General features: G+C 33.3%; 13 protein-coding genes. 11 read left to right on the top strand and 2 right to left on the bottom strand.

Features of this window, described 5'->3' with window-relative positions; genetic code table 11:
• Nucleotides 1-2: 2 nt before the first annotated feature.
• Nucleotides 3-1139 (bottom strand): hypothetical protein, encoded by a 1137-nt coding sequence (locus ACNQGB_RS02915; protein WP_417945653.1) that lies wholly within the window; start codon nucleotides 1137-1139, stop codon nucleotides 3-5.
• Nucleotides 1140-1353: 214 nt separating this feature from the next.
• A complete protein-coding gene (locus ACNQGB_RS02920) occupies nucleotides 1354-2214 on the bottom strand; it encodes an MBL fold metallo-hydrolase (protein ID WP_417945651.1) in 861 nt (286 codons plus the stop codon).
• A gap of 118 nt (nucleotides 2215-2332) precedes the next feature.
• On the opposite strand from ACNQGB_RS02920, the gene ACNQGB_RS02925 reads away from it, so the two are divergent.
• The 11 genes from ACNQGB_RS02925 (at nucleotide 2333) to sufB (ending at nucleotide 12731) form a co-directional block, all read left to right on the top strand.
• Nucleotides 2333-2959 carry a response regulator gene (locus ACNQGB_RS02925; protein ID WP_417945649.1) on the top strand — a complete coding sequence of 209 codons (627 nt, stop codon included), beginning with the start codon at nucleotides 2333-2335 and terminating at the stop codon, nucleotides 2957-2959.
• A 162-nt stretch (nucleotides 2960-3121) separates the two neighbouring features.
• Nucleotides 3122-4723, top strand: a complete 1602-nt coding sequence (locus tag ACNQGB_RS02930) for a sensor histidine kinase (RefSeq protein WP_417945648.1) — start codon at nucleotides 3122-3124, stop codon at nucleotides 4721-4723.
• Between the two features lie 192 nt (nucleotides 4724-4915).
• On the top strand, nucleotides 4916-5554 hold the full coding sequence (locus ACNQGB_RS02935; protein WP_417945646.1) for an IPT/TIG domain-containing protein: 639 nt from the start codon (nucleotides 4916-4918) through the stop codon (nucleotides 5552-5554).
• A gap of 26 nt (nucleotides 5555-5580) precedes the next feature.
• Nucleotides 5581-6432 (top strand): hypothetical protein, encoded by an 852-nt coding sequence (locus ACNQGB_RS02940; RefSeq protein ID WP_417945644.1) that lies wholly within the window; start codon nucleotides 5581-5583, stop codon nucleotides 6430-6432.
• Nucleotides 6433-6450: 18 nt separating this feature from the next.
• A complete protein-coding gene (locus tag ACNQGB_RS02945) occupies nucleotides 6451-6849 on the top strand; it encodes a hypothetical protein (protein WP_417945642.1) in 399 nt (132 codons plus the stop codon).
• Nucleotides 6850-7062: 213 nt separating this feature from the next.
• Nucleotides 7063-8430 (top strand): T9SS type A sorting domain-containing protein, encoded by a 1368-nt coding sequence (locus ACNQGB_RS02950; RefSeq protein ID WP_417945641.1) that lies wholly within the window; start codon nucleotides 7063-7065, stop codon nucleotides 8428-8430.
• Between the two features lie 12 nt (nucleotides 8431-8442).
• Nucleotides 8443-8913 carry a T9SS type A sorting domain-containing protein gene (locus ACNQGB_RS02955; protein ID WP_417945639.1) on the top strand — a complete coding sequence of 157 codons (471 nt, stop codon included), beginning with the start codon at nucleotides 8443-8445 and terminating at the stop codon, nucleotides 8911-8913.
• Nucleotides 8914-8920: 7 nt separating this feature from the next.
• Nucleotides 8921-10288 carry a tail fiber domain-containing protein gene (locus ACNQGB_RS02960; RefSeq protein ID WP_417945637.1) on the top strand — a complete coding sequence of 456 codons (1368 nt, stop codon included), beginning with the start codon at nucleotides 8921-8923 and terminating at the stop codon, nucleotides 10286-10288.
• Between the two features lie 209 nt (nucleotides 10289-10497).
• Nucleotides 10498-10827, top strand: a complete 330-nt coding sequence (locus ACNQGB_RS02965) for a HesB/IscA family protein (RefSeq protein ID WP_309758429.1) — start codon at nucleotides 10498-10500, stop codon at nucleotides 10825-10827.
• Nucleotides 10828-10869: 42 nt separating this feature from the next.
• Nucleotides 10870-11238, top strand: coding sequence for a four helix bundle protein (locus ACNQGB_RS02970; RefSeq protein WP_417945635.1), 369 nt, complete (start codon nucleotides 10870-10872; stop codon nucleotides 11236-11238).
• 44 nt (nucleotides 11239-11282) lie between these two features.
• Entirely contained in the window at nucleotides 11283-12731 is a 1449-nt protein-coding gene (gene sufB, locus ACNQGB_RS02975) for a Fe-S cluster assembly protein SufB (protein ID WP_417945633.1), read from the top strand.
• The last annotated feature ends 60 nt before the right edge of the window (nucleotides 12732-12791 follow it).

The raw sequence follows: 12791 nt of genomic DNA on the forward strand, positions 1-12791 counted from the left end.
TATTATTTTAAAGTTGGGTTGTGTCGTGATGTTGTTTTCGCAATTTTAAAATCTTCAATTAATCTATTCGCACGATTAATCAATTCTTTTCCATCTGCCTTATCATAGTCGTTTAAAATTAACTTCTCAGCTTCTACAATTGTTTTCTCTGGTTCGTCTAGCAGCAAATAGATCACCGCTAAATTATAGTAAGCAGAATATCTCATTTTACGAGCTGGTTTGCTATCTTCAGTATATTTGGTTTTTAAAGAATCAAAATATTCAATTAAAGGCTGCATATTGCTTTTTAAATCTACAATTGGCTCATCAGCTTTCATACTTTTAAACAAAGATTTTACAGCTTGTATTGCCTCTATTTGAGTTGTTCCCTCCTCGTTTTTAGCATCTAATATCCATAAAATTTGATTGGTGTTAACTGGTTTATAACCGTAATTATAATTAATACTTGTATTAACTTTATTTAAAGTCCCGTCAACAAAACCTCTTAATGTATTATCATGGATTCCATTTTTATTTAAGTAAAAAGCCTTCATTGCAGATCTTGGATCTGGGAACTCAGCCGATTTAACTTCAATTTCTTCATTGTAATTCAAATTAAATCCTCCAATAGCATCTGTCGTGTCTTTTTTTACAACAGCATTTTTTAAAAACCTGTTCGTAGATGCCGCTGCTTGCTTTGCTTTTTCGTCCTCAATTTGCTTCGCTGATAGCGGAGTTGGTGTTCGTGGACCAACCAATTTTGCATAAGCTCTTCCAGAATATTTTGATAACACATAGTGGTATTCTCTGCGGCTTGTTACTTTTCCATCCCTATCTTTTGTTTCTTCAACACGTATTTTTGGAGTAACATCTCTTTCAACAAAATCTTCAATATTTAGTTCGATTTTTACCGTAGGATTTTCATTAGATCTTTTCCATCCAAAGATGTTTACATTCTCGTTTAAAGTGGTAGGGTTGGCATACGTCTGTATTTTACCACCTAGTTTTACCTCTGATGCAAAAGATCTTTTTTCAAAAGTCACTGGCTCTTTTGGAAGTATCTGATAACTAACATCAAAGTAAAAACGATCTAAATCTACTTTTTGAGCTGAAATAGTAACAGAAACTAAAAACAACAAAAAAATTAAAGTTTTTTTCATAAGTGTATTTTTTATAAATTTGGGACAAACCTATTTATAATATTCAAGAAAAACAACTTATTCTCTTACTAAAGTTTTAAGAATTAAATAATTAGAGATTGCTTAATCTTTTAGAATTATTACTCCACTTTTAAAAAACAAAAAACAAAAAAATAAACTCCAAAAAAAATCCCCTATTACAACTGTAGTAGGGGACTTGCTTTTTTGAAAATGGTTATTTAAAAATTTCATTTGTTGTATAAACCTCCTTCAACCGAACGCCTTTTTCTGTGTTTTGTACTGTAATGATTTCATTGTGGGCATCATGTTCTAAAAATAAGTAGTGATTATTATCTGCAGCATCTTGCAGAAACTTTGCTTTTTCAGGCATTGTTAATAAAGGTCTCGTGTCATAACCCATCACATACGGAACCGGAATATGTCCTGCTGTAGCCAATAAATCAGCACAAAAAACAATAGTTTTATCCTGATATTTCAAACGCGGAATCATTTGTTTTTCGGTATGTCCATCAGCAAAGAAAATTCCAAAACCCAGTTCTGATTTTTCAAGAAAATCGCTTTCAGGTCTTTTTATAAAATACAATTGGCCACTTTCCTGCATGGGTAAGATATTTTCAGACAAGAACGAAGCTTTCTCTCTAACATTTGGTTTTGTTGCCCATTTCCAGTGGTTTTCGTTGGTCCAAAATGTAGCATTTTTAAAGGCTGGTTCATAACCCGTTTTGTCTTTGTTCCATTGTATACTTCCTCCGCAATGGTCAAAATGCAAATGCGTCATAAACACATCCGTAATATCATCTCTGTGAAAACCGTATTTAGCTAGTGAATTATCTAAGGAGTGGGTTCCCCAAAGCGAATAGTACCCATAAAATTTTTCAGACTGTTTGTTTCCCATTCCGGTGTCTATCAAAATCAATTGGTTACCATCTTCAATCAAAAGGCAACGTGCCGCAATATCGATGAGGTTGTTTGCATCGGCCGGATTGGTTTTGTTCCAAATAGTTTTTGGTACCACGCCAAACATTGCGCCACCATCTAACTTAAAGTTACCCGTTTCTATGGAATAAAGTTTCATGAATGTTGTATTTAATTGAAAAAAATGCAATTTAATCCTTTAGTTTTATTTACTACGCTTATTTGCGTATTTTACAAGTGTATTATTATTTTTAATATTGTGCGTTAAATCAGGGAATATGAAAAAAAGAATTGGGATTGTTGAAGACAACCGCGATTTACGAGAAGCATTGGCAATGATGATTCAGTTTACTGAACAATTTGAACTAGCTGGGACTTTTGAAAATGCAGAAACCGCAATTGTAATTGTTCCTACAATAGCAATTGATGCATTATTAATGGATGTTAATTTACCGGGTCATAACGGTTATGAATGTGTTTCGATATTAAAAGCCAAAAAACCTGAACTTCTCTTTATAATGTGTACTTCTTCGGAAGATGATGAAATTATTTTTAATAGTTTAAAAGCAGGAGCTAGTGGATATATTTTGAAAACCGAAGGCCCCACTAAGATTATTGATGCCTTGAATGATTTATTTGATGGCGGAAGTCCTATGAGTGGTAGCATTGCCCGAAAAGTAGTGGCAAGTTTTTCAAAATTAAATATTATTGATGAAAGTGTACAACTATTAACACCTCGTGAGAACAAAATTTTAGAACTGTTGGCTACCGGAAAAATGAATAAGGAAGTAGCGGACGAACTTCAAATAAGTGGCGGAACAGTAAGAAAACACATTCAGCATATTTATGAAAAACTGCAAGTAAAAACTAGGGTTGAAGCAGTAAATCTATTTTTAAAGAGATAATTAAAATGAAAGAAAAATGAAATTATATTACTTCCTATTTTTTCTATTTTCGGCTGTTTTTGTTTTTTCTCAAGAAACAATTTCAGATAAAAAAAGGCGTTTGATAAATGCACAACTAGTACTTGTAAAATAACGAATTCAATTGCTATTTCAGAAAAATATTTGGAACTCGACCAAATTGAAGAAGCTCAAAAATGGTTGGATTATTCTAAAAAGGTTTTATTAAAGTATCCAAATGATAGCGAGCAGTATTTAGTAAACAGTTTACAATCGGCGCTCTTTTATTATTCGGGATTGTATCAATTTGGTTTACACGAAGCTCAAAAAGCAATAAAATTTGCCAAAAAATCCAAAGACAGTGTACTCCTTTCGAATGCTTTTCTCATTGAAGGAATTAATTGGTATGAAATAGGTAAAGTAGCCAAAGCAGAAGCCTCCTATCATAAAGCAAAGAACTATTTTCCTTTCAAATCTAATCTTAATCACAAAAGGTACCAGATCAATAAGGAATACATTTATAATGATATTGCCCAATTAAAAATTAAAACCAGCCAATTTGATTCAGCTTATTTTTATAATAAAAAAGCGTACGGTTTTGCTATAAATTTAAAAGATAAAAGGTGTATCGCCAATGTTGAACGCACTTTTGGATACCTATTTTTAAAACAAAACAAAAAAGATTCAGCTGTATTTTATCTCAAAAAAAGTATCAAAACATCTTTAGACGCAGCGATTTATGATACCGCTTTATTAGGTTTTGGAAGTTTGATAGAATCTAGTTCTAAAAAATCTCGAACAGTTTATTATTATTTTGAGAAAGGACAGGAAATAATAAAAAAACACAATGTAAATCCTTCTTTTCAAAAACTTTTTTACGAGCAGTCATTAGCCAAATTTCAATCTCTAGATGATAAAAACTTATTGTTGTCAACTCAAGAAAAGTTATTGCAAATTGAAAAAGAAACGAATCAAAACGGGAATCTTTATATTCAAAACATTACAGATCAATATATCAACAGTGAAAAAAAACTGTTATTGGCTAAAATTAATGAATTAGATAAAGAAAAAAATATAAAAGTTTTACAACTTCTTGCTACGATTTTTTTCGGTTTAATTTTATTGCTAGTAATTATTATAATAAGAAGGAAAAACCGGTTACAAAAGAAAATTTTAAATCAAAAAAATGAGATTAGTAATGACCTTCACGATGATATAGGCAGCGAATTAAGCAGCATTTTAATCAATGTCAATTTATTAAAAAATTATGATCCTAACGACAAGCAAAAAGTCCTTATTGACAAAATAAGCAATACCAGTTCTGAAATTTCTCAAAGGCTTAATGCCTTTATTTGGTCCCTGAATGCAGATAATAATAATGTTCAGAATTTTACGGAATATGTAAAACAATATGCTTACAAATTTTTTGAAGGAACTGCAATTAAGTTAATTTTTTCGGACGATATTGAGGCTATTTCGAACAGAATTTTAAACGGAAATTCCCGAAAAAATCTATTTTTTTCTATCAAGGAAGCACTAAATAATACTGTAAAACATGCAGAAGCCACTAAAGTGATTATTGCCATTTCTTCAATTGAAAAAAAAGGACTTCTAGTTACTATTAAGGACAATGGCAAAGGATTTCAGGAAGAGAACAAGTTTGGTAACGGACTGGTAAATATTAAAAAGAGAATTGCTTCTTTAAAAGGGAATGTAAAAATACAGTCCGATAATGGATTGAAAATCAGCATTGAAATTCTTTTTTAATATTTATTTAAATACGAAAAAAAGTAAATACGCCATTGAGCGTATTTTTTTTGGCTTACAATCACCTCTATCTTTTAAAAATACTAAGCTATTTAACTTTTTTTAAGAAAAACCCCATTTATTCTATACTCCTTATTGCGTATTGTAAGATATTTCAATTTAAATCAATTTTACAATATAAAATATTTTATCATGAAAAAAACCATATTACTTTTTAGTTTACTCATTTTATTTTCCTGCTCGAAAGATGATGATGATAAAGAAACTTTACTTACTACTAGTATTAACCCATCTACGGGACCAAAAAATACTCCTGTAACGATTATTGGATCTGGGTTTAGTAATGTAAGTTCCGAAAATGTAGTAACTATAAACGGCAAAGTTTGTCCTGTAATAAATAGTACTTCTACCCAACTTACAATTACCATACCGCCAAGTGCAGGATCAGGCAAAATAAAAGTTACGGTAGCTACTGCCAACGCCGAGAGTAGCAATTTTGATTTCATTGCTACCATAACCGCAAGAATAATAGCTGGCTCAACTTTTGGATTTAACGATGGGTCGGCTTCAAATGCTCAATTTAAAAACCCAGCAGTTATAGCAGTTGATACGGACGGAAATCTATTTGTTACCGATGGAAGTAAAATTCGTAAAATAACAAGCAATGGATTGGTCACAACAATTGCTGGAACTGCAACAAATGGTTTTGCAGATGGAAACGCTAATATTGCCAAATTTAACAGGTTAGATGGAATAACTATAGATTCTCAAGGAAATCTATATGTTGCAGACACAAATGACTTTAAAATCCGCAAAATCACTTTTGATTAATATTCAAACAATAAAACTGCAATATCATGATCATTCAAACCTTCATATTGTTCATCGCACTATTTTCATGCCAAGAACAAAAAATAAAAACTAAAACAGCTAGTAAACCAAAAGTTATTAAAATGGTTGCGACAAAAAAATTAGTCAGCAATTTTGTAGGCAATTATAATGGCACTCACAATAATAAAGAAATTTTTGTAACATTAAAAACAGTACCAAGAACAAGTAAAATATCTGGCATTTTAACCATGGATGGTAAAGAGGCTAACATTACTGCTTCTGAAACATCTGCTACAAATTGCACTGGCATAATCACAGAAAATGACACCAAAAAAAGGTACAACATAACTGCAGCAATAGTCAATAAGAAATTGCATTTCAATATTACTTTTCCAGAATATAACAACCAAATTTTAGCATTGGTGCTCGACAGAAGTACATTGACAACCAGTCAAGGTGGCAATACTATTGCCATAGACAGTGGCGGTGGCACAACCACATCTTCTGGTTCAAGCGGTACTTCAACAAAAAAGAACAATAGAGATAGAGCCTTGGTAGGAAAATGGCGTTTTACAGAAGTAATTAGTAGTGGTAGTGGACAGTTTTATTCCTCTTTTTCTACTGATTATTTTTTGCAGTTTAATGCAAATGGCGAATGCAGAACATGGACTGGTAGTAGCGCAGGTGGATCTGGTAACGTAAGTTATGAAGGATCTGGCAATACGAATCTTGAAATTGCGCAATGGTACACTTTCGGAAAAAATGTGGTGTTTGTAAACTCAAATACGAACAAAGAATTGAGTATTCCCTATTTCGCCGAAGAAAACAGAATGATGCTCAAAGGCAGTTTGAACAGAGTTTATCAAAGGATCTATTAAACAAAAATCAAAAAAATTATGAAAACATTAAAAACAATTTTAGCAACATTATTCTTTGTAGTTATTTGTGTTTCGTGCAGTAAAGATGATGAAGGCAGTGAGGTAACTACAAAAGAACTTAATCCAGAATTTATAGGAACATGGCGCTTTACCGAAGTGTTGAGTAGCGGTGGTTTTACGGTGGTTACAGATTATTTTTTCCAATTTAAAGCTAACGGGGAGGTTGACAATTGGTTTGGCACACCAAGCAATCCTGTAAATAACCTTATAACTAGTGGGTGGTACACAAATGGCAATAATCTGTTCTTTTTCAATTTGCAAACCAAAGAAGAAGAAAGAGTAACATTTTTAATATCTACAGACGGAAACACACTCCTGTTTAATGGTAATAGCACAAGAGTATTTAAAAAAATATAACCCATAATTTAAATCTAAAACTTATAATGTGGTAAAAATCTTGAAATTGCGCAATGGTACACTTTCGGAAAAATGTGGTGTTTGTAAACTCAAATACGAACAAAGAATTGAGCATTCCCTATTATGCCTAAGCAAATAGAATGATGCTTAAAGGAAATCTCAAACGCGTTTACCAACGCATCGAATGAGATACAACTTTTAAAATTAAATAGCATGAAAAAAATTATTTTACTGTTTATAATTATTTGTTCAGAGCAGTTAGAGGCGCAATGTTGGCAAACTTTTAGCGTTGGTTACAATCATACTATGGCTATAAAGCCCGATGGTACGCTCTGGGGATGGGGCGTAAACACCGATGGTCAATTAGGAAACGGTACAGTTACAAGAGCTCCAATACCTATACAAATTGGCACGCAAACTAATTGGTTAAAAGTAATTGCTGGCGATAGAAACACCATGGCTATTAAAACCGATGGAACATTGTGGGTCTGGGGCGACAATTTATTTGGTCAAGTAGGAAACAATACATTTACAAACAATGTAACAACGCCAACACAAGTCGGAACCGATACGGACTGGAATAGTATGAGTGCAGGTTTTGAACATGTTGCAGCCATTAAAAATAACGGTACGCTTTGGGTTTGGGGTTCTGGTGGTAATGGTCAGATAGGAAATAACTCACTTTTAAACACATCTTTGCCAACACAAGTAGGTTCAGATACCGATTGGTCAACCGTTTGCGCAGGTTTGTCAACCACTATGGCACTAAAATCTAATGGTAGTTTATGGACTTGGGGACGTAATGATTTGGGTCAATTGGGTTTAGGATCTGGTTCTAGCAACAGAACAATGCCAGTGCAGGTTGGAGGTACAGATTGGCAAAAAATAAGCACAAAATCAAGTCATACCACAGCCATTAAATCTGACGGAACACTTTGGCATTGGGGCAGACAAACAGGCGGTAGTCCTTCTTTCATTACAAATTTAAACATCCCTACACAAGTTGGTACGGCCACTAACTGGTCAAAGATTAGTTCTGGTACAGATCATAACCTTGCTATAAAAACCGATGGTAGTTTATGGGCTTGGCTAAGTAATGGAAGTGGTCAATTAGGCAATAATTCAACAACCCGTGCTTTCGCTCCAGTCCAAATAGGAACTGACATTAATTGGGATTCTATTCATGGTGGTTCACAGTTATCAGCAGCAATAAAAACAGATGGTACTTTTTTTTATTGGGGATCCAATGTTTTCAATCAATATGGTAATAACTCTACTGTAGCATCTACTATACCATTCTTGATTTCTTGCCCGACAAGTTTATCAAATTTAGATTTCTCTAAATACAAATGTGGCATAGCACCCAACCCATCAAAAGGTATTTTTACCATATTAACCGAAAATTCCCTAGAAGATGCTATTATCTCAGTAGTCGATCTTAATGGAAGAATTATTTATAATTCCAATCTAAAAAATCTAAGCAATCAAGCTTTAGATTTAAACCATTTACAAAGCGGAATTTATATTCTCAATATTTCCAATTCGAGTTTTAATAGTTCTCAAAAAATAGTAAAACAATAAAACTTAAGAATTATGAAAAAAATTATACTTCTATTTATGCTTTTTTGTTTACCAAAACTTATGGCACAAAATGCAACTGTTGCCTCTGGCGGAAACGCAACTGGTTCTGGTGGATCATCAAGTTTTACGGTTGGACAAGTGTTTTACACCAATGCCGTTGGGTCAAACGGCTCAATCAATCAAGGAGCGCAACAACCGGTTGAAATTTTTGCATTAGGAACAACCGATTTTCCAGAAATTAGCTTAACAATGAGCGTTTATCCGAATCCTACAACAGCTTTGGTAATTTTATCCATTGCAAATTACAATTCAGAAAACATCAATTACCAACTTTTTGACTTGAACGGAAGAGTTATTCAATCTAATAAAATTTTGCAAAAAGAAACGCAGATATCCTTACAGAATTTATCAAAGGCTATTTATTTTTTGACTGTTTCAGACAACAACAAATCATTAAAAACTTTCAAAATTATTAAAAACTAAAGCTATTATGAAAACATTTACAAACAATATCAAAACAATCTTTATTCTTTGCTCTTTTTTCTTTGCTCTCTTTTCTGCCACAGCACAAGCACCAAACCGCATGAGTTATCAAGCTGTAGTGCGAAATACAACTGGCGCATTAGTAGCAAATGCCAACGTTGGGATACAAATAAGCATATTGCAAACCACAGCAACTGGTACAGCAGTTTACATTGAAAGACACACTACACCAACCAATGCGAATGGTCTTGCCTCGATAGAAATTGGCGGTGGCACCTTGGTAGCAGGAAATTTTACAACCATAAACTGGGCAAACGGACCTTATTTTATTAAAACCGAAACCGATCCAACAGGTGGAACAACGTACTCTATTTCTGGAACTAGCCAAATGTTAAGTGTACCTTATGCTTTGTTTGCAGCAACAAGTGGTAACTCTTGGGGTTTAAATGGAAATACTGCAACAGCATCAAATTTTATTGGAACTACAAACCTTTCCGATGTAATTTTTAAGAGAAATAACATTATTGCTGGAAGAATTGAAAGTTTTAATACAAGCTATGGGTTTAATTCACTTGTGAGTAGTAATTCAGGGTTTGATAATACTGCAATTGGAAGTAGATCGCTTTCAAGCAATACAAACGGGAACAATAACACTGCAATCGGAGATAATGCTCTATTTAGCAATACAATTGGATCTGAAAATACTGCAATTGGAAGTAGCTCGCTTTCTAGCAATACAAATGGAGACGATAATACTGCGGTAGGGACTTTTTCTCTTTCTCAAAATATTGGGGGAATTGAGAATACTGCAATTGGGGCCAGATCTCTTGTAACTAATACTACAGGACAAAGCAATACGGCTGTCGGCTGTCGTGCCCTTTCTCAAGTAAGTTCGGGTAACAATAATACTGCAGTTGGTTTCAACGTTCAAGTTGCAAGTCCAACGAACAGCAATCAAGTGCGCATAGGTAACACCGCCGTAACTCTAGCGAGTGTTCAAGTACCTTGGACAATTACATCAGACAATCGCTGGAAATCTAACATCAAAAAATCAAATCTTGGATTGGAATTTATCAAACAATTGAACCCTGTTTCTTATACTCGCAAAGATGTTCAAGACAGTGAAGGCAAACCAATTATTTTAGAAACCACCACAAACCCAACAATAGAATATGGTTTTATAGCACAGGAATTGGAAAGCACACTTAACAAATTTAATGTTAAAGATAATAGCATAATTACTAAAGATAATGCAGGAATGTTAAGCCTTCGTTACAATGATCTACTTGCGCCAATAGTAAAAGCAATGCAAGAACAACAAGCGATGATTGAAGAGTTGCAAAAAGAAATTAAGGAAATAAAAAGCAGAAAATAGTAACACAAAATATTTATCCATTAAAGGATAATTAACAATAAAATTTCAACTATCAGTTTCCAAAATCCTCTTTCAATGTATCGATAGAGGATTTTTTGTTTAAGTTAGATTTGGCTATTGAGTTATAAGTTATAATAATGTTAGTAATTATGTAAAAAACGAAATATGACGTATCTTTGCAGATAATTTAGACAATATCAATATAAGCTATGATAAAAGTATCAGATACAGCAAGTAAAAAAATCGTTGCTATGATGAACGATGATGGTTTTGACGCAACTCAAGATTATGTTAGAGTAGGCGTAAAAAGCGGAGGATGTTCGGGATTGTCTTATGAATTAAAGTTTGACAAAAATTTAGGTGAGAACGACAAGGTTTTTGAAGACAATAATGTAAAAATAGCGGTTGAAAAAAAATCTTTTTTATATTTAGCAGGAACCGTTCTCGAATTTTCAGGCGGATTAAACGGAAAAGGATTTGTTTTCAATAATCCAAACGCCACTAGGACTTGTGGATGTGGAGAAAGTTTCTCTCTTTAATTAAAAGATTGAAAAATTTAAAGATTAAAAGATTATGAAAGTATGACAAAATCATTTGAAGAATTTGATGTTCATAAAAAAGGTATTGTCTTGACTAAATTAATTTTTCAATTATTAAACAATAAATCTTTAGAAAAGGAATTTGGTTTTAAAGACCAAATTAAAAGAGCTATAGTTTCAATTACAAATAATATTGCCGAAGGTTCAGAATACAACAGTAATAGGCAATTTACAAGATATTTAAAAATCTCTAAAGGCAGTTGTGCTGAGGTTAGGAATATGTTGATATTATCAAGGGAGTTAGGTTTTTGCAATCATGAAGAGATTCAAATATGTTATAATTTAACAATTGAAATTTCTCAAAACCTTTCTAATTTTATTAAATATTTAGACACAAATAATAAAGTTTAATATTCAATTTTTGAATCTTTAAATCTTTAAATCTTTAAATAACAATGAGCAAATATACAGAAGACGACTTAAAAATCGAACTCGAAAATAAAGAATACGAATACGGATTTTACACGGAGCTGGAAGCCGAGACCTTTCCTATAGGTTTAAACGAGGATATCGTTCGTGCTATTTCGCACAAAAAAGGAGAACCACAATGGATGACCGATTGGCGCCTTGAGGCTTTTCGTGCTTGGGAGCAAATGATTGAGCCGGAATGGGCAAATGTAAGCTACACTAAACCTGATTTTCAAGCGATTTCGTACTATTCAGCTCCAAAAGCAGTCGACCCTAATAAAACATTAGACGATGTAGATCCTGAACTTTTAGAAATGTACAAAAAGTTAGGTATCTCTGTCGATGAGCAAAAAATGATGAATAATGTAGCTATGGATATCGTAGTCGATTCGGTTTCTGTTGCAACTACTTTCAAAAAAACATTGGGCGAAAAAGGAATTATTTTTATGAGTATTTCCGAAGCTATTAAAGAGCATCCAGAATTAGTTCGCAAGTATTTAGGTACCGTAATTCCACAAAAAGACAATTATTATGCAGCTTTGAATTCCGCAGTTTTCTCTGATGGATCTTTCTGTTATATTCCAAAGGGCGTTCGCTGTCCAATGGAACTTTCCACTTATTTTAGAATCAATCAAGCCGGTACAGGACAATTTGAAAGAACCTTATTAGTTGCCGATGAAGGCAGTTATGTTTCGTACTTAGAGGGTTGTACGGCTCCAAGTCGTGACGAAAATCAATTGCACGCGGCAGTAGTCGAATTAATTGCGCTTGATGATGCCGAAATAAAATATTCAACCGTACAAAACTGGTATCCAGGAAACAAAGAAGGTAAAGGTGGTGTGTATAACTTTGTGACCAAAAGAGGGATTTGCGAGAAAAACGCAAAAATTTCTTGGACACAGGTAGAAACAGGTTCCGCAATTACCTGGAAATATCCATCAGTGGTTTTAAAAGGTGACAACTCAACTGGTGAATTTTATTCGATTGCAGTAACTAATAATTTCCAGCAAGCTGATACTGGAACCAAAATGATCCATTTAGGAAAAAACACTAAATCAACGATTATTTCAAAGGGAATTTCTGCTGGAAGATCACAAAATAGTTACAGAGGTTTGGTGCGCATTTCACCAAATGCAGATAACGCAAGAAATTTTTCGCAATGCGACTCCTTGTTAATGGGAAATAACTGCGGCGCACATACTTTTCCATACATCGAAAGTAAAAATCCAACTGCAAAAATAGAACACGAAGCTACAACGAGTAAAATTGGCGAAGACCAAGTTTTTTATTGCAACCAACGCGGAATTCCAACAGAAAAAGCAATTGCTTTAATTGTAAATGGTTTCAGTAAAGAGGTTTTAAATAAATTACCAATGGAATTTGCTGTGGAAGCACAGAAGTTATTAGAAATTTCGTTAGAAGGTTCAGTGGGATAAAAATTTGTTTAAAGTTTAAGGTTTAAAGTTGAGCAACTTATGACTAACTTTAAACCTTAA

Source organism: Flavobacterium frigidum (assembly GCF_048286795.2).